This is a genomic window from Phyllobacterium sp. (genome assembly GCF_037994405.1).
Taxonomy (GTDB): Bacteria; Pseudomonadota; Alphaproteobacteria; order Rhizobiales; family Rhizobiaceae; genus Phyllobacterium.
This window is the reverse complement of the sequence record NZ_JBBNAN010000284.1, coordinates 1-21,290: the sequence shown is the minus strand read 5'-3', so window position 1 is coordinate 21,290 and position 21,290 is coordinate 1. Positions and strand designations below refer to the sequence as shown.

The window sequence follows — 21,290 nt, the reverse complement described above, 5'->3', positions numbered from 1 at the left end:
TTGGATTGTGCATCATTTAATTTCTCATCATTTATATAAAGATACATATTGCACACAATTCAGTTGTGTGCAATATAATGTACGTCAAACATTTCACACGAAAGGACGACCCCATGAGCATTCTTTACACGACAAAGGCGACAGCATCCGGTGGCCGTGATGGCCGCGCAGCAAGCGAAGACGGCCGTTTGGCCGTGACGCTCTCAACCCCAAAGGAGCTTGGTGGTAACGGCGCTGAGGGTACCAATCCGGAGCAGCTTTTCGCGGCTGGCTATTCCGCCTGCTTTCTGGGTGCGATCAAATATGTAGCCTCGCAGAAGAAGGTCAAACTGTCCGAAGAAACGTCCGTTACAGCCACCGTCGGAATTGGTCCGCGTGACGATGGAAAGGGCTTCGGCCTTGCTGTCGCCCTGGCCGTCACGCTGCCTGGTATCGAAGCAGAACAGGCCCGCCAGATTGTCGATGGTGCGCACATCGTCTGCCCCTATTCAGAGGCAACTCGCAGCAATCTCGACGTACGCATTTCGATTAATTGACACCCTAGGTTGTTGCACTAGGGTTATGAATGGGAGCTATGAATGAGCGATACCCCAACCCATCGGGCATCCCGCCGAGCTTTTCTGACTGCCGGAGCAGGCCTTGTAGCAGCCGTCAGTATTCCGGCGGGAGTTGCCACCGCAGTAACCACCTCTAGAGAGCCAAAATCCAGCCAACCAGTGAAAGGACACAAGGCGATGAGCACGATCACGACCAAGGACGGAACCGAGATCTATTACAAGGATTGGGGCAAGGGACAGCCGGTCGTCTTCAGCCATGGCTGGCCGCTCACAGGCGATGCCTGGGAGGACCAGATGTTCTTTCTGGCTTCGAACGGGTACCGGGCGATTGCCCACGACCGCCGCGGTCACGGGCGGTCGAGCCAGCCCTGGGATGGCAACCACATGGACCAATATGCCGATGATCTGGCCGAACTGTTTGAAAAGCTTGACCTGAAAGACGCGATCATGGTCGGTCATTCGACCGGCGGTGGCGAAGTTGCCCGGTATATCGGCTGTCACGGTACAAAGCGCGTCGCCAAGGCCGTGCTGGTGGGCGCTGTGCCACCACTGATGCTGAAGACGGATGCCAATCCAGAAGGCCTGCCGATCGACGTTTTCAATGGCATCCGCGATGGTGTCATCGCCGACCGCTCGCAATTCTTCAAGGATCTGTCGCTGCCGTTTTACAGCTATAATCGAGCCGAGGCGAAGACCTCTGAAGGTGTCAGGGAAGCTTTTTGGCTGCAGGGAATGATGGCAGGTATGCCGGCCTCGTATTTCTGCATCAAGGCGTTCTCGGAGACCGATTTCACCGAGGATCTGAAGAGAATCGACGTGCCGACATTGTTCATCCACGGTGATGACGACCAGATCGTGCCAATCGACGATGCAGCACGCAAGGCGGTGAAACTCGTCAAGAATGCCATACTGAAAGTCTATCCGGGCGCGCCACACGGCCTTGCCACCACCCACAAGCACCAGCTTAACGAGGATCTGCTTGCCTTCGCCAAGGCTTGATCTAGCTCAAGCAAGCCCACGCTTTTCGATCATCGCATCGGGCGTGGGCATCTTACCACGGAAGGCCTTATAGAGCTCTTCCGGATCGCGGCTCCCTCCCGCCGAGTAGATATGTTGCTTCAGTTTAGCCGCAAGCTCGGTGTCGAAGACATCGCCAGTCTCTTCAAATGCCTTGAATGCGTCCGCATCGAGAACCTCGGACCACATGTAAGAATAATAGCCCGCGGAATAGCCGTCGCCGGAGAATACGTGAGTGAAGTGCGGCGTGCGGTGGCGCATGATGATTGCGTCCGGCATCTCCAAATGTCTAAGCGTATCTGCCTCGAACTTGATCGGATCCGTTGGCGGCGTGCCATCAGCATGGAATGCCATGTCGACGAGAGCGGAAGAAGTGAACTCCACGGTATTGAACCCGGCGTTGAATGTGTTCGCCGCCAGCACTTTGTCGAGCAAAGCTTTTGGCATGGCCTCGCCGGTGCGGTAGTGGATGGCATATTTTTCGAGGATGGCCGGTACAGTCAGCCAATGCTCGTAGAGCTGCGACGGCAGCTCGACAAAATCACGCGAAACCGATGTACCGGAAACCGCAGGCCAGGTGACATCCGACAGGAGCCCGTGCAACGCGTGCCCGAATTCGTGAAAGAGTGTCCGCGCGCCATCGAGCGAAAGCAGAGCCGGTTCGCCCTTGGGTGGTTTGGCGAAATTCATCACGTTGTAGATGATCGGCTTATGTTCGCCGTCGAGCTTATGCTGCGATTGCAGCGCGCTCATCCAGGCACCGGAGCGCTTGGACTGGCGATTGAAGTAGTCGCCAAGGAAAAGCCCACGCTTGCTGCCATCGGGATTGAGGACTTCCCAGACACGCACATCCGGATGCCACGTCGGGATGCCCGTTTTCTCCTCGAAACGGATACCAAACAGGCGTGTGGCAACATCAAAGCAGGCCTCGATGATCTTCTCCAGCTGCAGATAAGGCTTGAGCTCGGTGTCGTCGAAGGCAAAACGTTCATTACGCAGCTTCTCGGCATAGTAGCGCCAGTCCCAAGGTTCGACCTTGTGGTTACGGCCTTCGCCAACGATCAACCGCAGCAGGTCGCTTTCTTCTTCGGCGGCGCGCGCCCGCGCTTTTTCCCAGACAGGCTCCAGCAGGTCCATGACTGCCTTTGGCGTCTTGGCCATTGTATCGTCGAGCTTATAGGCCGCAAAACTCTGATAGCCGAGCAAGTCCGCTTTTTCGGCGCGCAGTTTCACCATCTCGGCGACAATACCGGTATTGTCGGTTTCACCGCCGTTCTCGCCGCGCGCAGCCCAGGCACGGAATGCCTTCTCGCGCAGGGTGCGGTTCTCGGAGAACGAAAGGAAGGGTTCAATGATCGAGCGCGAAAGCGTTACCGCCCATGCATCGGGATGGTCGCGCTCTTCGGCCGCACCGCGCATGGCATCGCGCACGAAATCCGGGAGGCCGGCCAAGTCGGCTTCGTCGGTAATGAAGAGAGCCCAGTCTGCTTCATCCTTCAGGACATTCTGTCCGAATTGAGCGCCAAGGCTCGCCAGTCTCTCGTTGATGTCGGCGAGCCGCGCCTTGCCTTGTTCATTGAGCCGTGCACCGCTGCGTACAAAGCCTTTCCAGGTCTTTTCCAGCACGCGTTCGGTTTCAGGATCGAGACCAAGCAAATCGCGCTGCTCGTAAAGTGAGTCGATGCGGGCAAAAAGCAGCGGATTCATCATGATTGAGGAAGAATGCCGCGACATTTTGGGCGCAATGACCCGCTCCAGCGCCTGGATCGTGTCATTGGTGTGCGCACCGGCCCGCAGCCAGAAAATTGCCGAGATACGATCAAGATCTTTGCCCGAAAGCTGCAGCGCTTTCAACGTATTGTCGATCGTCGGCGCCTCGTGATGGGTGACAATCGCGTCAATGTCAGCGAGGTCGCTCGCGAGGGCAGCATCAAAGGCGGCAGCGAAATCATCATCGTCGAACGCTGTAAAATCTGGCAGCCCGAGAGGCCCAGTCCAGTCAGTCAGTGCGGGATTTGTGGCCGTTTTCTGTGAAGACATGGGGGGACTCCATTGGGGGCAAAAACTGTATGGTTCTAACATCTAGGACGGAGTTGTGATGGCCACAAGCCGAACAGGCGATAAAGTGTGGCCCTATCAGCTAAACAAAAAAGCGGGGCCGGGCCCCGCTTCGATATTCGCTCAGAAATATCAGCTGTTGCGCTTGCGGGCAGCCAGCGTGCGCAGCCGCAACGCATTGAGGCGAATAAATCCGGCCGCGTCCTTTTGGTCATAGGCGCCCCGGTCGTCTTCGAACGTCACCAGCGCGTCGGAATAGAGGGATTTCTTCGACTTGCGGCCTGAAATCATGACATTGCCCTTGTAGAGCTTCAGGCGAACCGACCCTTCGACGTCTTCCTGGCTTTTGTCGATCATGGCCTGCAGCATTTCGCGCTCCGGCGAGAACCAGAAGCCGTTGTAGATCAGCTCTGCGTAGCGGGGCATGAACTCGTCCTTCAGATGGGCTGCGCCGCGGTCTAATGTGATCGACTCCATGGCGCGGTGAGCAGCCAAGAGAATGGTGCCGCCGGGTGTCTCATAGACACCACGGGATTTCATGCCGACAAAACGGTTCTCGACCAGATCAAGACGGCCAATGCCATTGTCGCGGCCAAGATCGTTGAGCGTCTTCAACAACGTCGCTGGTGAAAGCGGCTTGCCGTCGATGGCGACCGCATCGCCCTTTTCAAAGGCGATCTCGATTTCCGTCACCTTGTCTGGAGCTTCCATCGGCGAAATGGTGCGCTGGTGCACATATTCCGGCGCCTCCTGCCACGGGTCTTCAAGCACCTTGCCTTCCGAGGAAGAGTGCAGAAGGTTCGCGTCGACCGAGAACGGTGCTTCGCCGAGCTTGTCCTTGGCGATCGGAATCTGATGCTCGCGGGCAAATTCCAGGAGATCGGTGCGCGACTTGAAGGTCCAGTCGCGCCACGGCGCGATCACCTTGATGTCGGGGTTGAGTGCGTAGGCTGAAAGTTCGAAGCGGACCTGATCGTTGCCCTTGCCGGTCGCTCCATGGGCGATGGCATCAGCACCGGTGCGAGCAGCGATCTCAACAAGATGCTTGGAGATCAGCGGGCGTGCAATGGAGGTGCCAAGCAGATAAACGCCCTCATAGACCGCATTGGCGCGGAACATCGGGAACACGAAGTCCCTGACGAATTCCTCGCGCACATCCTCGATGTAGATTTCCTTGATGCCGAGCATCTCGGCTTTCTTGCGCGCGGGCTCAAGTTCTTCGCCTTGACCGAGGTCGGCGGTGAAGGTGACGACTTCAGCGCCGAGTTCCGTCTGCAGCCATTTGAGGATGATGGATGTGTCGAGACCACCCGAATAGGCCAGTACGACTTTCTTGACGTCTTTCCACTTGTTCATTGTGTTTCCCTGGATCTCGACCGCCGTGGCGGTGCCGATAGTTGTTCCGTTGCCGGTCTTTTAACAGGTGGTGCAATGTTGGCAAGTTCAGCTTTGGCCTGAGACCGGAGCATGCGTGCCTATTTACGAATGGCGATCCAGCCGTGCTGGCCATTTTGCTCCCGCGCCTCGATCAACTGGCCAGATTTCAGCGCAGCGACGAAGGGTTGCCATTGCACGCGACGCCAGCCGGCGACTACTTCTTCGACAGAAAAGCCTTGCCCCCTAAGGGTATCCGCTACGGATTGTTCATTGGTCATAACCAGTTTGATCTCGGGATCTATTCCCGCTTCGGGGAACCGGCGCATCTGCCTGAACGGCGTGTCGCGGTCGGTGTGCAGCCGGACCTTTGCGGCATCGAGATGCGAGCCGATGAATAGCACCTGGTTCTCAGGCAAGTGCAGTGGCTTTGCCTTGGCGGCGATAACTTCGCCGATATCCGGTAGCAGCAATCCGCTCAGAACGGGAGTGCTAATGAAGCCCGCCCCAAGGAGCAACAGCGCAAAGCATAAAGCTAGTGCATCTGTGCTGGCATTGCGGCTTACGAACCAGAGGACAACCAACCCCAAGAACGCTGTAGCCGACAGCCCGGCAATGATGACCGGTGGCAGGAGCAGCAAGCCGATCAGCAAGACTACTGCAAGTCCACCGGCTGTGAGGATCATGGAAAGGCGTAAGATGACGCGGAGCACATTATCCGACTTTTGATCCATGACGCTCTGCAGCAGGCAGCCAAGGAGCACGCAGACCAGCGGTATGACCGGCATGACGTAACGGTGGGACGCATATCGGGAAAGGGCAAATATGATGGCAACGCTTGCGATCCAGCCTGCAATGAAAAGTGCGGCCTCACCAAGCGGCTGCCAACTGGGCCGTTTGCCGCTCGTCCTGTTGCCGACGAAAAGCATGACAAGCCATAACAATACAGGCAGAAAGAGCCCGGCGAGGTTATTGGCGATGCCGTTCAAGAACGTGCCGAGGCCTATGGCGACCTTTTCGGAGAGCTGGTCCCCGACAAAGTCCGACGCAAGTTCGCTCGATGCTTCGAACGATTGATAGGCAAACCATGCGCCGAACAAAACGATCGATGGCAGAATTGTCGTTGGAATCCACAAGCGACGTGCTCGCGGACGCATTGAAGGGATACCCAGGCTAAAAGCCAGGACGTAGCCGACCATGGCGAGCGGCAACAGGCCCTTGGTGAGCACTGCCAGTCCTGTGCCACCATAGGCAAGCAGGCCGTAAAGCGTTTGTCGGTCCTCACGAAAGAGCAAGCCGGTGAATCCGATAAAGCCCAGAAGCATGAACAATGTCAGCGGCAGATCCGGAATGGCGTTGATGCTCGCGCGCAGAAAGACAAAGTTGCTGGCAAGCATCGCAGCCGCAAGCAATGCGGTCTGATCGTTGCGGGTGAGAATTCGGGTGAATTGAAATGTCGCCAGAAGAATTGCCGCGGCGCCAATCAACCAGAAAAACCGCGCACCGATCACCGAGACACCGAAAACTTCCATACCGGCAAGACTCATCCAGTAGGTGAAAGGCGGCTTCTTCAGCCGTACATCGCCTTCCGCGGTGTGTGGCGTGAGATAATCACCACTCTGGATCATGATCACAGCACCGTTTGAGTAATAACGCTCATCCGGAAAGTGCAGGACAAGACTGGAACCGAGCGGCAATAGCCCGATGATCAGCGCCAAGGCAAGAAACACGGCAAGTTTTGTTCTTGATATCACATTGTCAGCCGAACCCGAATGATCGGAGGCTCTAGGGGCAATTTCATCTTGAGACATCATGCTTCTACGGTCTTGTCATTATTGTTGCGGCTTCATACCGGTTTCGAAAGCTCTAGCCAACGCAAAGATGCGCCTGCGGCGAGGCGGACTTCGCGTTCATAATCACGCCCGTTTTTCCGGAGCCACGCCAAACCGGTTGGTCAAAGTCTCGCACAAACAAGCAATGGCGGAAAAAACCACCAGTGTGGACAGGGATCCGAGAACGACATCGGACAAATAGTGCCTGCCGAAGGCGACGCGCAACATGTCAGTCAGGCCGATGATTACGATCATTGCCGAGAACAATCTCAGCCTTTCCCGGTGCGGCCAAAATGGCAGGAGGCAGACAATCCAGGCGATGCCGGACGCTTCGCCTGAAACGAATGAGCAATTGTGCTGACAGGCCTGCGACCACTCAGCTACGGCAATGAAGGGATGATCGCCGCCGAACAAAAATGTGTCGGCCGGACGGGGCCTGCCAATGAATTCCTTCATGTAGCCATTGACCAACAATCCCGGACCAACGGCAAGCGTTATGAGCGCGATGGTCGAGATACGGATGCGCTCATGACTCCAGCGAAGGCCTGAAGCGAGATCGCGCAAGGCAATCGTCACGACGACGCTGGCCCCTACCATCGGCAAAGCATAGAAAACGCGCCTGAGCGTTTTGAGAAACGGAACGGAACTAGCCGGAAAGTCACCGCATATTCGGGTAGTGAGAGCGTTTGCGCATTCGGTGGGGGTGAAAAAATAGGAAGAAACCGCCTCGTCTATTTCTGGAGCGCGATTGAACAGGATGGCCAAGGATACCCACAAAATGGCCAGACCCACCACGCAAGCGGGTTGACTCCACGTCCCGAACCCGTAGGTCGCCGTGCCGCATGGTTGTGAAGTTGTTCGATAGTAAACCATGCGCTCTCTGAAAGGCTGACAATCCAGCCTGTTGTGAGGTCTGGATGTTGCAGGGTGATTACGGCGTGAACAGGAAATTTCCGTGGCGTATTGTAGGAGAAGATGTTTTTTGCCCCGCAGCTATCTTGCCGCGGAATCAAGTGGCGAAATTCAGTCTTTCGCGTTAGGTTCCGCCAGTTTCAGACGGAGCCTACCATGAACTTCATTCCTGATTGGCCGATTATTCTGCAATTTGCCATAGCGACCTTCGTATTATCCATTACCCCCGGGCCAGACATGACGCTCTTTGTCGGCAGGGCCCTGTCGGAAGGAAAGGCTGCCGGTTTTGCCTGCTTGGCCGGTGCCAGCAGTGGCATTGTCGTGCACACAACAATGGTCGCGATCGGTCTGTCGGCGCTGATCGTGGCTTCGCCGAGTGCGTTCTTCGCGCTGAAGATCGTGGGGGCGGGCTATCTCGTCTGGCTTGCCTATCAGGCGATCCGCAACGGCTCCGCATTCTCGCCGGAAAAGAAAGTGGGGCAGTCGCATACATTGCTTCAGAGCTGGCTGACCGGATTCGGGATCAATCTTCTCAACCCTAAGATCATCCTGTTCTTCATGACATTCCTGCCGCAGTTCGTGTCGGCAAGTGATCCTCACGCTCCAGGAAAGTTGTTCTTTTTGGGCGTGTTGTTCATTCCGTTGGCGCTGCCTATCGTCGCGCCGATGATTATCGCAGCGGACACATTCTCCAAGCTGCTCAAGAAAAATCCAACAGTGACCCGGATTACCGACTGGTTGTTCGCTGGCGTCTTTTCCGCCTTCGCCGCAAAAATTTTGATGGCCCAGGCCAAGTAACTCTTGGTCCTAACCCCGCCGGTCTTCGGGGCGCTGCGCAATCAAGCCGGCGCTGCGTCCTGAAATCAGCCAATAGACGAAGCCGCCGACAACACCGGTGGCAAGGATTGCCGCGAAGGTGCTTATGTCTTCCGTTTGCGGCCGCCATTTCCAGACAATGACGAATATGGCCGAGCCGGCGCCACCAAGGGCATAGAACAGCCAGTCACGCCAGCCGGTCAGCTCGGCATAGAGGATCAGTATCGCTGCAGGAAAAAAGACGCTATAGCCGATGACCACGGCAAATACCGGGACGGTCGTATAGAGAAAAGGCCCTTCGGAACCGTTCCACTCAGAGCCGCCGAGCAACAGCGCGTTCAGGAATATCGACGCAACGACGATCGCACCGATGAAACCGAAAATGATCAGGGCAAAGCGGAACAGATAGTGCAGGAGCTGGTTCAATCGTCGCCGTGCCCGGCTATCATGGCGGCCTCGAATGCCAGACGCTCCGTCTTCTTCATGCGCTCGGATTCAGATTTCAACTGGCCGCAGGCTGCGAGGATATCGCGCCCGCGTGGCGTGCGGATGGGTGAGGCATAGCCGGCATTGTTCACGTAGTCGGCAAATTTCTCGATCTGCTCCCAATCGGAGCACTGGTAATTCACTCCAGGCCACGGGTTGAATGGGATCAGATTGATCTTGGCAGGAATGCCCTTGAGCAAACGCACCAATTCCTTGGCGTCGTCGAGCGAGTCGTTGACGCCCTTGAGCATTACATACTCAAACGTGATGCGCTTTGAATTGGACAGGCTCGGATAGGCGCGGCAGGCATCAAGCAGCTCCTTCAGCGGATACTTCTTGTTGATCGGCACTAGCATGTCGCGCAGATCGTCGTTCACCGCATGCAGCGAGATCGCCAGCATGACGCCGATCTCTTGACCCGTGCGGTAGATCTCCGGCACAACCCCTGACGTGGAAAGCGTGATGCGTCGCTTGGAAAGCGAGAGCCCGTCTCCGTCGGAGGCGATCAGCAACGCCTTTTTGACGTTCTCGAAATTATAGAGAGGTTCGCCCATGCCCATCATCACAATGTTGGAAACCTTACGGCCTTCAGCCGGTACGATGGCGCCATCGGGTGTGTTGCGGTCGGGAAAATCACCAAGACGATCACGGGCAATCAGCAGCTGCGACAGGATTTCCTCCGCCGTCAGGTTGCGGACGAGTTTCTGGGTGCCGGTATGACAGAAGGAGCAGGTGAGGGTGCAACCGACCTGGCTGGAGATGCACAGTGTGCCTCGGCCCTCCTCGGGGATGTAGACAGTCTCGATCTCGACCGGGCGCCCGGCACCGCGCGCCGGGAAACGAAACAGCCATTTGCGTGTGCCGTCGTTGGAAATCTGTTCTTCGACGATCTCCGGACGAGCAATGGTAAAATGGCGGGCAAGCAATTCGCGCATGTCACGGGAAATGTTCAACATGTCGGCGAAATCGGATACACCACGCACATAGAGCCAGTGCCAAAGCTGCGCGACCCGCATCTTTACCTGCCGTTCCGGAACGCCAATGGCGATCAAGGCCTCTCCGATTTCGGCGCGCGACAGGCCGATCAGCGACGGCATTTCTGCCGTCGAAATGAAAAGTGCGTCACGGGATTTGTCCCGGGCGACGGGATGTGTCAGGTCAAGCGTTACGGACATGGGGTTTTCTAACGTTCTCATCGGAAGCGGGGCTCATATCACGTTCGAGCCCGCGCGTCACCTGTGCATAGAAAAAGGCCGGGCAGCATGGGCCCGGCCTCTACCAGAATATACTGCGATGCGATTATTTGCAGGTGGCAATAGCCTTCAACGCGGCGGATACGCCTTTCAGCGAGTAGGCATAGCTTGTCTTGGTGCCGCGTTTGGAAACAGCATTGATAGACATTTTGTGGCCGGAGCGGAGAGCGGCGACGAGCTGGGGCTCTTCAGCGGCATTTTCCATCCAGCCATGGCTGCCATTGGTGAACATGGAGAAGCTACGATCGTCGATCGTCACTGTGACTTTGGAATTTTCCTGCAGATCATAACCAGCCTTGAACTGTGGTTCGTAGCTGACATTCTGACCAGGTTTCTGGCTTACCATGAAGAAATTGTCGCCATGGTCGATCTTGGCAGGCTGCTTGTCGATCGGAACCGAGAGAACGTAGCATACTTTGCCCTTGCCCTGCTGATAGCTGTAAGCACCCCAAGCATTGAACTGGCTGATCTGACTTGGGGTTTGGGCAAGAGCTGTTCCTGTCAGCCCAAGCATGAGCACAGTCGTCGCTACAAGTGATTTTCCAAACATTTTACCTACCAGTTTCTGTCGTTCGCTTCATAACTCGTGAACCGGCAATGGCCCGGAGGAAATCCGGATGCCGCATTGTCCAGTTCGCTTCTCTTAATTTGACTTAATCTGGGTTACCAAACGGTGAAGACAGGGTCAAAAAAGCGATTTTTAGAGCCAAGAAGGTCACATCCTTGTCAAAGTCCCACGTGCAAACTCCAGCCAAACAAAAGCGGCGAGACTTTGACGTTTCGCACTATCACAAGCTTGTGATGTTGCTGGTTTCACTTCGGCAATTCGTTACCTGCTGCCTTCCGGTGAAGGATCGCGATCGAAATCATCGAGCGCCTTCTTTGCCGCAGCGCGATGTGCCGGTGTGATGTGATTGCGGATAGCCGTCAACGCCGCCATCAGTACGGCGACGTCATCGGTGAAACCAAGACCAAAGACAAAGTCGGGAATGAAATCGAGCGGCATAACAAAATAGGCGAGCGAAGCGAGAAGGATGCCGCGTACCTTGGTTGGAGTGGCTGGATCAAGGGCACAAAAGTAACCGGCAATCACCTCGTCCAGGAACGGCACGGCCTTGGCAGCCTTGCGCACCGTCTTCCAGAACCGCGCGCGAATACGCTCCTCGCGAGAGCGCTGCTCATCGTCGCTTCCGGGCTCCAGAATTTCACCAATCTTTGCGTCGTCCATTCCTTTTCCTTCGGCACTGTTCGATGACAACATGGGAAGACATTTAACGGGGTACAATAGTTTCGATCAAATTGCCGTGAAAATCGATTGCGATCAGCTATTGTGTGTCATGTCGTAATCGCTACACGCCCCCCAATTCAGAGCTGCACTTCGCATGAACAACTCACCGTTTCGCTCCGTTCTCTTTGTTTGCCTCGGCAATATCTGCCGCTCGCCATTGGCTGAAGGCGTGTTCAGATCGGTGCTTGCCGCGGAAGGGAAGGGCGATGGCATACGCATCGATTCAGCTGGCACCAATGGCTATCATACGGGCGAAGCGCCGGATGAGCGGTCGATCGCGGTGGCAGGCAGATATGGAATCGATATTTCTAATCAGTGCTGCCGGCAGTTGACCTTGGAGGACTTTACTCGCTTCGACCTGATCGTTGGTATGGATCGGGCGAATGTTGCAGCAATAGAAACCCGTCGTCCCGCAAACGCCACCGCTCAGACCGGACTGTTGTACGAGATCGCCCTAGGTGAACTCAAACAGATTCCAGATCCGTATTACGGCACAAATGTTGATTTTGAGCGCGTCTACCGGATGATTCTGGCTGCTTCCAAAGGCCTTTCAAAACGGTTCTGAGAGGAGGAGCGAGGCGCCTCCAGTGGCCAGGCTTCTTCAACGATATAGGGTCCGCCGCCGATCGAATCGCGCGAGGACATCAGCACAAATCGGCCAATCGTGAACGGTGCCGTCGCGAAGTTGCCGCGCGAGGAAAGGTAGTGCGCTACCTCTTCATTGCGAACATTGCGCAGTCGGGCCAGGGTCACATGCGGTGTGAATTTACGCGGGTCGGCCGGCAGCATCAGGCGCTGGCATATGCGTTCGATCTCCGCCTGCAGGGCCTGAATATCCGGAGAAGGAGACACGCCGGCAAAGATGCTGTGCGGCTTCCTTGAACCGAAGGCGTTGACGCCAGAAAGTTTCAGGGTGAATTCCGGACGCCGGATACGGTCAAGCGCGTTGGCCACCTCGTCAGCAACATGGCCTTCGACGTCGCCAATAAAACGCAGCGTGATGTGATAATTTTCGACATCAATCCATCGGGCACCTGGCAGGCCACCGCGCAAGAGCGACAGTGAGAGAGCGGCGTCCCTCGGGATTTCGAGGGCAGTAAAGAGACGCGGCATAAGGCATCCTCCCCGAATCGAGTTGTAACTCTAGAGAATCATTGAATGAGTCCGGGAGCAAGGCATAACTTCAGATTAACTCCTGACGCGACAAATTAGCCACGCTTTATTTCCAACCTGAATGAAGGCTGTTTCCAGGAACATCACGCGCCAACAATCTGATGATTGGCCTTAGGGTCTGGACCTATCAATATGATCGAAATGGCGCCTGAAACGGCAAGAAGATGCAGTGCAGCTTCATTCATTGGACCATGCTCTGAGGGGCGTGAAGGGCGGGGTCTTTCTCCCGGCCGAACGGTTCGACACTTGTGCTTGCAGCCATTTTCGGCGTCCGCAGGATATGGTCTTTTCGCCAGGCTACTTAGTTGCAAAGGCTCGACAATGGATAACATTGCCATCGCCTTTGCTCCTCGTATGCGAACGAAAAGCCTCATACCATTTCGACCAGATTAATAGGTCCGGACCCTACTGTGCGGCGTCGGTCGTAATATTTGATTCTGCGATGGTTTTTTCCATGACAGGCATGAAGCCTTCAACCATCCTGGCAACGCCTTTGGCATTCGGATGCATCCCATCCTGAAGCTGTAACGATCTTTCGGTAGCAACGCCCTCCATGAAGAATGGATAGAGCGGCACATTAAATTTCTCGGCCAGTCTTGGAAAAATGGCGTTGAACTTCTCTTCGTAGTCGCCGCCCATGTTCGGCGGTGCCAGCATACCGGCCAGAATGACCTGAATGTTTCGCTGTTTCAGCTTTTCAATGATATCCGCCAGATTCTTCTCACTGATTTCCGGCGAAATTCCGCGCAGTGCGTCGTTTGCACCGAATTCAAGAATCACCAGATCTGTCCCATCCGGAACCGACCAGTCGAGCCTCGAAAGACCGTCAGTCGTCGTCTCGCCAGCAACGCCGGCATTGGCGATCGTGATATTGACGCCCTTGTCCTTCAGGGCCTTTTCAAGCTGGGCAGTAAAGGAATCCTGTACCGGCAATTCGAACCCGGACATCAGGCTGTCGCCGAAGCCGACGACCGATAGCGGGCGATCGGACACGCTATTTTGATTGGCCAATACCAGGGATGGCAAGGCAACAAGACCAAGCGAAACCAGAATTTGTATCAATGGTTTGAATCTCATTTTGGGGTACCCATATCAGACAAGCTGCGACCAGAGTCGGTCCGAACATATCGTAAAGGAAGTCATTTCGTGACTAAATCTGTCATCGCGCTTGATCACATTGAGTTGACGCTGGGTAGCGGTGCGTCCTCGGTCCATGTGCTCAAGGGCATTTCGCTCAACATAAATTCCGGGCAATCGGTGGGTATCGTCGGGCCATCCGGATCCGGCAAATCCACCCTGCTGATGGTGCTGGCTGGTCTGGAGCGCGTGGATTCGGGCTCGGTCCAGATAGCTGGAGAGCGGCTTGAGACCATGAACGAAGATCAGGCCGCGACGTTCCGCGGCAAGAATATTGGCATCGTGTTTCAGTCGTTTCACCTGATCCCGAATATGACTGCGCTCGAAAATGTCGCAGTGCCGCTGGAACTTTCGGGGGATCGCCAGGCCTTTGCCATTGCCGAACGTATGCTTGCAGCGGTGGGACTGGCGGATCGTGTCACCCACTATCCGGGAGAACTTTCCGGCGGCGAGCAGCAGCGCGTTGCGATTGCTCGTGCGCTCGCGCCATCGCCAAAAATCCTCATAGCTGACGAGCCGACCGGCAACCTCGATACGGCCACCGGCAAGCAGATTGCCGACCTTTTGTTTGAGAAACAAAAAGAGCTTGGCCTGACGCTGGTGCTCGTCACCCACGATACCGCTCTCGCATCTCGCTGCGATCGCGAAATCCGCGTTCGATCAGGCCTGATTGAAGCAGATGAAGACGCACTGGGCCTGGCGAGAAGCGCATGAGCGAGGCCACCTCCACCCGCCCTTCGCCGTCACCGAGGCTGGCTTTGCGTTTCGCCTTGCGGGAAATGCGAAGTGGGCTGTCAGGCTTCTATATTTTTCTCGCCTGCATTGCTCTTGGCGTAGCGGCGATTGGTGGCGTCAATTCGGTCGCCAATTCCATTTCAGCTGGCATTTCCAGCCAGGGCCAGAGCATTCTTGGCGGCGATGTCCGCTTTCAGCTGAACCAGCGAGAGGTCAATCCTGACGAACGAGCGTTCCTTGACAGCAAGGGTCGCGTTGCTGTCAGCGCCAATATGCGGTCGATGGCGAGGCTTGCCGATGGATCGGACCAGTCGCTGGTGGAGGTGAAAGCGGTAGACGACGCTTACCCGCTCTCTGGCAGGCTCGAAACAGCGCCGGCATTTGGCCACGGGGCTCTTTTTGCGGAAAAGGATGGTGCTTTCGGGGCGGCCGTCGCGCAAATTTTCCTTGATCGGCTCAATCTCAAGCTCGGCGACCATGTTCTGGTGGGATCGGCGACATTCGAATTGCGCGCTGTCATCACCAACGAACCGGACCTGCTGTCCGACGGCTTCGGCTTTGCACCCCGTTTTATGGTGTCGCTGGATGGACTTGGCGCGGCGGGGCTGGTGCAGCCGGGCAGTCTCGTCGACCACAGCTACAAGATTGCACTGCCTGCCGGGACCAGTGAAGCGGCGATAGCAGCTATTCGTGAGGAAGCTCAGCAGAAATTTCCGCAGGCCGGCTGGACGATTCGCAGCCGGACCAATGCGGCACCTTCGCTCAGCGCAAACATTGAACGATTCTCCCAATTTCTCACGTTGGTCGGGCTGACGGCACTCATCGTCGGCGGCGTGGGTGTCGCCAATGCCGTCAGGGCCTATCTTGATGGCAAGCGCGGTGTTATCGCGACGTTCAAATCGCTCGGTGCTCCGGGCTGGTTTGTCATTGCGGTTTATCTCATTCAGATCGTCATCATTGCGCTGGTCGGAATCCTTATCGGCCTCGTGATTGCGGCGATCATTCCCTACGTGGCGGGCTATGCCTTGCAAGGCGTTCTGCCGATCGCCGGTAAGGGCGGGTTCTATCCTGGCGCATTGTTGTGGGCGGCCCTGTTCGGCCTTCTGACGACGCTCGCCTTTGCAATTCTGCCGTTGGGGCGCGCGCGCGATGTTCCGGCAACAGCGCTTTTCCGTGAGCAGGGATTTGAACAACGCGGCTGGCCGAAGCCGTTTTACGTCGCCGCTGCGGCTGTCCTCATCGCCATTCTTTGCCTGCTTGCGGTGTTCTTTGCCTATGATCGGCGGATTGCCACGATCTTCATCGGCGCGGTAATTTTTTCATTTCTCGTTTTGCGAGTGGTCTCAATTCTGGTCCAATGGCTGGCGCGACGGTCTCCGAGAGTTCGCTCGACCGCATTGCGGCTCGCCATCGGCAATATCCACCGCCCGGGAGCGCTCACACCCTCCGTCGTCCTGTCGCTCGGTCTCGGGTTGACGCTTCTGGTTACGCTTGGCCTCATTGATGGCAGTCTGCGGCAGCAGCTCGCGGGCAATCTGCCGGAACGCGCACCGAACTTCTTCTTTGTCGATATCCAAAGCAAGCAAGTGGAACAGTTCAGCGAACTGCTGCAAAAAACGGCCCCAAACGGAAAGATTGTTAGCGCGCCGATGTTGCGCGGCCGCATCATTGCCTTCAACGGTACTGATATCACCAAACTGACTATTCCGCCCGAAGGGGCGTGGGTGTTGCGCGGCGATCGGGGCATCACATACGCCAAGAACGTGCCGGAGAATTCGGCACTGACGAGCGGCGACTGGTGGCCGGCGGATTATTCCGGCGAACCCCTTGTGTCGTTCTCGGCAGAGGAGGCCAAGAATCTCGGGCTCAAGATTGGCGACACAGTGACAGTCAACGTGCTCGGGCGCAATGTCACAGCACGCATCGCCAATCTTCGTCAGTTGCAATGGGAATCGCTGGCTATCAATTTCGTCATGGTATTCTCGCCAAATACCTTTGCGGGCGCGCCACATGCCTGGCTGGCAACCCTGACCGATCCTTCGTCAACGCCGCAGGAGGAAGCCGCTGTCATGCGTAGCGTTACCCGTGCGTTCCCGGCTGTGACCACCGTCCGTGTCAAGGACGCGATCACCATCGCAAATGAACTTGTAGGCCAGTTGGCGGTTGCAATCCGTGCTGCTGCCTCGGTTGCGCTGATCGCGTCGATCCTTGTCTTGGGCGGCGCGCTTGCGGCAGGCAATCGTGCACGCGTTCACGATGCGGTGGTGCTGAAGACCCTTGGTGCGACACGCCGCACGCTCATCAAGGCGTTTACGCTTGAGTATATGCTGCTGGGCCTCGCAACTGCCATCTTCGCGCTGTTTGCCGGTGGCCTTGCAGCCTGGTACGTGATTGTGCGGGTGATGACCTTGCCGCCTTATTTTCAGCCGGAGATCGCTGTCATGACGTTAATCATCGCGCTGGTTTTGACCGTCGGATTCGGCCTTGCCGGTACCTGGAGGATCCTCGGTCAGAAAGCTGCACCAATCCTGCGAAACCTCTGAAATCATTAAAAGAGTGTAATTTTCAGCCAATTTGTCCGTATTTGGCCGCATTACACATAATCTTGAGTAAATCAGGTCTTGTTATGAGCCTCGCGAATCCCCATAATTTGTCCCAAGGCATGCTGGGGTCCCGCCAGCGGCGCCTGGGATAATCCCGACACCCGACGGGACGAAGCAAATGAGGTTAATCATGGCTGACTATCGCAACGTCCAGGCCCGTTCTTCGGCCGGATTGCGTGTGGACGCGGGGATCGATCAGGGTCTGCGCAGCTACATGCTCAAAGTCTATAATTTGATGGGGATCGGTCTCGCAGTGACTGGTCTTGCTGCACTTGCGCTCGTTTATCTAACGACCACCAATGATCCTTCTCTGGCCGCAGCTACGTTGCCAAACGGCAAGATGCTGACCAGTTTTGGCGTTGTCTTCTTCACATCGCCGCTGAAGTGGCTTGTTATGCTAGCACCGCTGGCTGCAGTGTTCTTCCTGAGCTTCCGCATCGAGAACATGACTGTATCGGCGGCCCAGACCACTTTCTGGGTTTACGCAGCTCTCGTTGGCGCGTCGCTTTCGTCTATCTTCCTGGTCTTCACTTCCGGAAGTATCGTACAGACATTCTTCGTCACGGCCGCATCTTTCGGCGCCCTGTCGCTTTACGGCTACACCACGAAGCGTGACCTGTCGGCAATGGGCTCGTTCCTGTTCATGGGCCTGATCGGCATCATCCTTGCCTCTCTGGTCAATATTTTCCTTGCATCGAGCGCTTTGCAGTTCGCGATCTCGGTCATTGGCGTATTGGTCTTTGCTGGCCTGACTGCCTTCGACACGCAGCAGATCAAGGAAATGTATTATGAGGGCGATGCTTCGGACACTTATGGCCGCAAGGCGATCATGGGCGCACTGAGGCTCTATCTCGACTTCATCAACATGTTCATGTTCCTGCTGCAGTTTTTGGGCAACCGGAACTAAGCAGTCTATCCGAATTGACGAAAAGGGCAGCGGAAACGCTGCCCTTTTCTTTGGCAACCTATTTGAATGGCCAAAAACAATCGTTTTCTGAAGTGGCCTCTTCAAATTCGCGGCAAAGAAGTGCATGAAACACGCAAGATTGTCTTTTGCCTGCGAAACCCCATGTCCCAGATTCATATCCGCTCGGCACGCCCAGCCGATCTAATCACGATTACCGAAATCTATTGCGACGCCGTGCTCCATGGCACTGCTACCTACGAAATCGACCCACCTGATCGGCAAGAGATGACACGGCGGTTCCATGCGATCACGTCAGACGGTTTTCCTTACATCGTGGCCGAGCTGGACGGCGCCGTAGTCGGCTATGCCTATGCAAGCTATTTTCGGACCCGCCCTGCCTATTGGTGGTCGGTAGAGGATTCGATTTACATTGCGCCGGAAGCAAAGGGCAAGGGTCTCGGCAAAAGGCTTCTGCACCAATTGATCAAGGATTGCACGGCTCTCGGATTTCGCCAGTTCATCGCCGTCATCGGGGATGGTCATGATGCATCTGCCTCCGTGCGCCTGCACGCAAGCGCAGGCTTTACGCATTCAGGAACCATCAGGGGCTCAGGTTTCAAGCACGGCCGTTGGCTCGATACGGTGCTGATGCAGCTCGATATGAATGGTGGTGCGGAAACACTGCCTGGTGAGCCGCCGCTGAGGGGCTAGAGCTCTAGGCGAACCCGGCTAGCCGCGAACGAGGCTCAAGCTCTTGTCGAAAACCCTGAGAACGCGGTCCAGTTGATGGCCGCGTTTGAGAATGAGGCCGCTGGCAGCGATGACGCTGTATGCCCCTTGCTTGCGCGCCAGTCTGGGATTCTTCTCCACCCGGAACATGGGGACTTCACTGGTTCTTCGAAAAATCGAAAATACCGCGCGATCCATCAAATGGTCGATCGCATAATCGCGCCATTCGCCCGCAGATACCATAAAGCCGTATATTCGAAGAATTTGGTCAAGCTCACGCCGGTTGAAGGTGACGGGGAGTTCGCTGCTGCGAACGAGGGGGATCAATTTTGCCTGCTGTTGCGATTCGTCGCCACCTGCATTGCTGTCCATCAATCATCCGCCTTTGAACTGTCGTGTGACACCTGGATGACATTAGGGTGACCTGTTCTGCATTTTTTTACAAGTCCGGAGTGATTTTCCTGCTTCGCCTTCGCTTGTTTACGAACCGCTTTCTGGATTCCCTCACGAAGAAATACGCCCTGTTTCCAATGGTGATTACCTGACACATTCTCGCCATTTTCTGTTCGCATTGCCGCCCGATTCCGCACCCAACATCGTCAAATGTTGTCTGAGACGGTTCGGTCTTGACAGTCCGATACCCCAAGCCCCCCGCCCAACGGGTTGTTTGGGCCGAACCAATCAGTCTCCCTGAAAGGCAACATGCCCCAATATCTCAGGCCGGATTTATCCGGCCTGTTTTTGTTTTGGGACCAGAATTACCTAGGGTTTTGCGGCCATGATAGATGCGCCGATGATTGGCCCAGGTTTACCTTCTCCAAGCATTTCCTGCAGCAACACAGCGCATCCCGTCGCCTTCTTGCTGGCAAGCTCGCTCATCGGGATTTCAATTTTTTGCGCGGCGCCATCCCACATGCCGACCGTATCCATAGCCCGTACGCTATTGGCGTAACTTACCTTGCGTCCGACATTCTCGCCGTCTGGAATCTCGACGATGGTCTCCCGGTTGAAATAGGCAAGCAGAACCCGGACCGGATTCGGTGTGATGGGGCCAGAACCGATGTCGATGAGCAGGCGGTCCGGTGCGGTTTTTTCGATCGAGACGGGAATGGTAAGGCCGGTAGCGGTGTTGCGCATTTCTGCGATACGGCGGCGAATCTTTTGACCATCCTGGCCGTTCACATGTTCGCGGCCGTTAAGAATGACTTGGGGCGTATAGACTCCGTTCAAACCCAGCGCGGTGCGATAGGCGTTCTGACGGTCGGTGTTTTCCGGCAAGGCGAGATTGTCTGTCCAGCCGCGGTAGTCCCAGTAGTCCACGTGGAAGGCCAGAGCGACCACCTTGCCCTCGGTCACGAGCTCTTTCAGCACGGCATCCGCTGGCGGGCACGAGCCACAGCCTTGTGAAGTATAAAGTTCAACGACGCCATCCGGCTTCTTGCCAATGTCATCAGCACAGACTGGCAGCACATAAGCAGCCGCCGCCAGAAGCGGAGCACCGATCAAGATACGTCTGGACAGGGCGGGCAAGGGCACGAGTTCTATTTCTTCCCAGTTTGAACAGGGTTGTTGTCGGATAAAATGGTTGCGAGATGATTGATAGGAGCCGGACCTTTCAAGAGGAAGTCACTTTGAGGTGAATTCGATCACGTTTTAGTCCGCCAACCAGGCAAAAGGCCGCCAGTTGCCCGGCGGCCTTCATTTGTTCACGCGCTTGCCGCTTATGCGGCAAGGTCGCGCAGAACGTACTGCAAGATGCCGCCGTTCTTCAGGTATTCCAGCTCATCAATCGTATCGATGCGGCAGATCAGCGGCACCTGCTTCACGCTGCCATCGGCATAGGTCACCGTGGCGAACGTCTTCTGGCGTGGCTGGATAGTGGCCAGACCTTCGATGGAGACGATTTCGTCGCCCTTCAGACCCAGTGACTGCCAGCTCGTTCCCTCTTCGAGAACGAATGGCACAATGCCCATGCCGACCAGGTTAGAACGGTGGATTCGCTCGAAGGACTGGGCAATCACAGCGCGAACACCAAGGAGATTGGTACCCTTGGCAGCCCAGTCGCGTGACGAGCCGTTGCCGTATTCCACACCGGCAAAGATCACCAGCGGCACGTTCTCGGCGCGGTATTGCATGGCCGCATCATAGATCGGCATCTCTTCCTTGGAAGGATAATGGATCGTGTAGCCACCCTCGCGGCCGTTCTCGCCGAGCATGTGGTTGCGTATGCGGATATTGGCGAATGTGCCGCGCATCATAACTTCATGGTTGCCGCGGCGTGTGCCGTACTGGTTGAAGTCGAGTGGTGCAACGCCGTGGTCCGTGAGGTATTTGCCGGCTGGCGACGCAGCCTTGATCGAACCCGCCGGGGAAATGTGGTCGGTGGTGATCTTGTCGCCGAACAGGCCGAGGA

20 protein-coding genes and 1 pseudogene are annotated in these 21,290 nt (G+C 56.1%); 8 read left to right on the top strand and 13 right to left on the bottom strand.

The annotated features are described in order from the left end of the window. The first annotated feature begins 113 nt into the window (after positions 1–113). Both AAAC48_RS15710 and AAAC48_RS15705 read left to right on the top strand, forming a co-directional pair. Positions 114–536: an organic hydroperoxide resistance protein gene (locus AAAC48_RS15710; RefSeq protein ID WP_340655072.1), complete on the top strand. Its 423-nt coding sequence runs from the start codon at positions 114–116 to the stop codon at positions 534–536. A gap of 198 nt (positions 537–734) precedes the next feature. Then, entirely contained in the window at positions 735–1,556 is an 822-nt protein-coding gene (locus tag AAAC48_RS15705; protein ID WP_340655071.1) for an alpha/beta hydrolase, read from the top strand. A 6-nt stretch (positions 1,557–1,562) separates the two neighbouring features. On the opposite strand, the gene AAAC48_RS15700 is transcribed toward AAAC48_RS15705, so the two are convergent. The 4 genes from AAAC48_RS15700 to AAAC48_RS15685 all read right to left on the bottom strand — a co-directional run bounded on the left by AAAC48_RS15700 (position 1,563) and on the right by AAAC48_RS15685 (position 7,435). Then, the gene (locus AAAC48_RS15700; protein WP_340655070.1) at positions 1,563–3,614 is read right to left on the bottom strand and encodes a M3 family metallopeptidase; all 2,052 of its coding nucleotides are present in this window, start codon (positions 3,612–3,614) and stop codon (positions 1,563–1,565) included. A gap of 150 nt (positions 3,615–3,764) precedes the next feature. Further along, on the bottom strand, positions 3,765–4,988 hold the full coding sequence (locus tag AAAC48_RS15695) for an argininosuccinate synthase (protein ID WP_340655069.1): 1,224 nt from the start codon (positions 4,986–4,988) through the stop codon (positions 3,765–3,767). A gap of 119 nt (positions 4,989–5,107) precedes the next feature. Beyond that, entirely contained in the window at positions 5,108–6,760 is a 1,653-nt protein-coding gene (locus AAAC48_RS15690; protein WP_340655068.1) for a phospholipid carrier-dependent glycosyltransferase, read from the bottom strand. 162 nt (positions 6,761–6,922) lie between these two features. Beyond that, positions 6,923–7,435 (bottom strand): phosphatase PAP2 family protein, encoded by a 513-nt coding sequence (locus tag AAAC48_RS15685; protein ID WP_340655067.1) that lies wholly within the window; start codon positions 7,433–7,435, stop codon positions 6,923–6,925. A gap of 471 nt (positions 7,436–7,906) precedes the next feature. Here AAAC48_RS15685 and AAAC48_RS15680 point away from each other — a divergent pair, with 471 nt between their 5' ends. Further along, a complete protein-coding gene (locus tag AAAC48_RS15680) occupies positions 7,907–8,548 on the top strand; it encodes a LysE family translocator (RefSeq protein WP_340655066.1) in 642 nt (213 codons plus the stop codon). A gap of 9 nt (positions 8,549–8,557) precedes the next feature. On the opposite strand, the gene AAAC48_RS15675 is transcribed toward AAAC48_RS15680, so the two are convergent. The 4 genes from AAAC48_RS15675 to AAAC48_RS15660 all read right to left on the bottom strand — a co-directional run bounded on the left by AAAC48_RS15675 (position 8,558) and on the right by AAAC48_RS15660 (position 11,533). Beyond that, entirely contained in the window at positions 8,558–8,992 is a 435-nt protein-coding gene (locus AAAC48_RS15675; protein ID WP_340655065.1) for a hypothetical protein, read from the bottom strand. After that, positions 8,989–10,227: a 23S rRNA (adenine(2503)-C(2))-methyltransferase RlmN gene (rlmN, locus tag AAAC48_RS15670; protein WP_340655064.1), complete on the bottom strand. Its 1,239-nt coding sequence runs from the start codon at positions 10,225–10,227 to the stop codon at positions 8,989–8,991. The genes AAAC48_RS15675 and rlmN overlap by 4 nt, the downstream gene beginning before the upstream one ends. Before the next feature lie 124 nt (positions 10,228–10,351). Further along, a complete protein-coding gene (locus tag AAAC48_RS15665) occupies positions 10,352–10,855 on the bottom strand; it encodes an invasion associated locus B family protein (RefSeq protein ID WP_340655063.1) in 504 nt (167 codons plus the stop codon). Positions 10,856–11,134: 279 nt separating this feature from the next. Beyond that, on the bottom strand, positions 11,135–11,533 hold the full coding sequence (locus AAAC48_RS15660) for a YkvA family protein (RefSeq protein ID WP_340655062.1): 399 nt from the start codon (positions 11,531–11,533) through the stop codon (positions 11,135–11,137). Positions 11,534–11,687: 154 nt separating this feature from the next. Between AAAC48_RS15660 and AAAC48_RS15655 the strand changes: the two genes are divergently transcribed. Further along, complete coding sequence (locus AAAC48_RS15655; protein WP_340655061.1) at positions 11,688–12,158, top strand: low molecular weight protein-tyrosine-phosphatase; 471 nt, start codon at positions 11,688–11,690, stop codon at positions 12,156–12,158. On the opposite strand, the gene thpR is transcribed toward AAAC48_RS15655, so the two are convergent. Both thpR and AAAC48_RS15645 read right to left on the bottom strand, forming a co-directional pair. Beyond that, a complete protein-coding gene (thpR, locus tag AAAC48_RS15650; protein WP_340655060.1) occupies positions 12,110–12,706 on the bottom strand; it encodes an RNA 2',3'-cyclic phosphodiesterase in 597 nt (198 codons plus the stop codon). The two genes, AAAC48_RS15655 and thpR, sit on opposite strands and share 49 nt — an antisense overlap. Before the next feature lie 465 nt (positions 12,707–13,171). Continuing rightward, the gene (locus tag AAAC48_RS15645) at positions 13,172–13,843 is read right to left on the bottom strand and encodes an arylesterase (protein WP_340655059.1); all 672 of its coding nucleotides are present in this window, start codon (positions 13,841–13,843) and stop codon (positions 13,172–13,174) included. Between the two features lie 69 nt (positions 13,844–13,912). On the opposite strand from AAAC48_RS15645, the gene AAAC48_RS15640 reads away from it, so the two are divergent. From AAAC48_RS15640 to AAAC48_RS15625, 4 genes are all read left to right on the top strand, one after another. Beyond that, a complete protein-coding gene (locus AAAC48_RS15640) occupies positions 13,913–14,617 on the top strand; it encodes an ABC transporter ATP-binding protein (RefSeq protein ID WP_340655058.1) in 705 nt (234 codons plus the stop codon). Beyond that, entirely contained in the window at positions 14,614–17,181 is a 2,568-nt protein-coding gene (locus tag AAAC48_RS15635; RefSeq protein ID WP_340655057.1) for an ABC transporter permease, read from the top strand. Before AAAC48_RS15640 ends, AAAC48_RS15635 begins: the two co-directional genes overlap by 4 nt. Before the next feature lie 190 nt (positions 17,182–17,371). Next, positions 17,372–18,148: a Bax inhibitor-1/YccA family protein gene (locus AAAC48_RS15630; protein WP_340655056.1), complete on the top strand. Its 777-nt coding sequence runs from the start codon at positions 17,372–17,374 to the stop codon at positions 18,146–18,148. 162 nt (positions 18,149–18,310) lie between these two features. Next, positions 18,311–18,859, top strand: a complete 549-nt coding sequence (locus AAAC48_RS15625) for an N-acetyltransferase family protein (RefSeq protein ID WP_340655055.1) — start codon at positions 18,311–18,313, stop codon at positions 18,857–18,859. 18 nt (positions 18,860–18,877) lie between these two features. On the opposite strand, the gene AAAC48_RS15620 is transcribed toward AAAC48_RS15625, so the two are convergent. The 3 genes and pseudogenes from AAAC48_RS15620 to AAAC48_RS15610 all read right to left on the bottom strand — a co-directional run. Further along, entirely contained in the window at positions 18,878–19,249 is a 372-nt protein-coding gene (locus tag AAAC48_RS15620; protein WP_340655054.1) for a DUF2794 domain-containing protein, read from the bottom strand. Between the two features lie 390 nt (positions 19,250–19,639). Then, positions 19,640–20,413, bottom strand: coding sequence for a DUF1223 domain-containing protein (locus tag AAAC48_RS15615; RefSeq protein ID WP_340655053.1), 774 nt, complete (start codon positions 20,411–20,413; stop codon positions 19,640–19,642). Between the two features lie 185 nt (positions 20,414–20,598). Continuing rightward, positions 20,599–21,290: pseudogene (locus AAAC48_RS15610) on the bottom strand (aconitate hydratase); the annotation flags it as partial.

What these genes read in the sequence shown, in the direction of transcription:
- AAAC48_RS15660 (WP_340655062.1), bottom strand. Translation starts at nt 11,533, where the DNA reads ATGGACGACGCAAAGATTGGTGAAATTCTGGAGCCCGGAAGCGACGAT.
- AAAC48_RS15630 (WP_340655056.1), top strand. Translation starts at nt 17,372, where the DNA reads ATGGCTGACTATCGCAACGTCCAGGCCCGTTCTTCGGCCGGATTGCGT.
- thpR (WP_340655060.1), bottom strand. Translation starts at nt 12,706, where the DNA reads ATGCCGCGTCTCTTTACTGCCCTCGAAATCCCGAGGGACGCCGCTCTC.
- AAAC48_RS15620 (WP_340655054.1), bottom strand. Translation starts at nt 19,249, where the DNA reads ATGGACAGCAATGCAGGTGGCGACGAATCGCAACAGCAGGCAAAATTG.
- AAAC48_RS15665 (WP_340655063.1), bottom strand. Translation starts at nt 10,855, where the DNA reads ATGTTTGGAAAATCACTTGTAGCGACGACTGTGCTCATGCTTGGGCTG.
- AAAC48_RS15705 (WP_340655071.1), top strand. Translation starts at nt 735, where the DNA reads ATGAGCACGATCACGACCAAGGACGGAACCGAGATCTATTACAAGGAT.
- rlmN (WP_340655064.1), bottom strand. Translation starts at nt 10,227, where the DNA reads ATGTCCGTAACGCTTGACCTGACACATCCCGTCGCCCGGGACAAATCC.
- AAAC48_RS15625 (WP_340655055.1), top strand. Translation starts at nt 18,311, where the DNA reads ATGTCCCAGATTCATATCCGCTCGGCACGCCCAGCCGATCTAATCACG.
- AAAC48_RS15680 (WP_340655066.1), top strand. Translation starts at nt 7,907, where the DNA reads ATGAACTTCATTCCTGATTGGCCGATTATTCTGCAATTTGCCATAGCG.
- AAAC48_RS15655 (WP_340655061.1), top strand. Translation starts at nt 11,688, where the DNA reads ATGAACAACTCACCGTTTCGCTCCGTTCTCTTTGTTTGCCTCGGCAAT.
- AAAC48_RS15635 (WP_340655057.1), top strand. Translation starts at nt 14,614, where the DNA reads ATGAGCGAGGCCACCTCCACCCGCCCTTCGCCGTCACCGAGGCTGGCT.
- AAAC48_RS15695 (WP_340655069.1), bottom strand. Translation starts at nt 4,988, where the DNA reads ATGAACAAGTGGAAAGACGTCAAGAAAGTCGTACTGGCCTATTCGGGT.
- AAAC48_RS15700 (WP_340655070.1), bottom strand. Translation starts at nt 3,614, where the DNA reads ATGTCTTCACAGAAAACGGCCACAAATCCCGCACTGACTGACTGGACT.
- AAAC48_RS15710 (WP_340655072.1), top strand. Translation starts at nt 114, where the DNA reads ATGAGCATTCTTTACACGACAAAGGCGACAGCATCCGGTGGCCGTGAT.
- AAAC48_RS15685 (WP_340655067.1), bottom strand. Translation starts at nt 7,435, where the DNA reads ATGGTAGGGGCCAGCGTCGTCGTGACGATTGCCTTGCGCGATCTCGCT.
- AAAC48_RS15645 (WP_340655059.1), bottom strand. Translation starts at nt 13,843, where the DNA reads ATGAGATTCAAACCATTGATACAAATTCTGGTTTCGCTTGGTCTTGTT.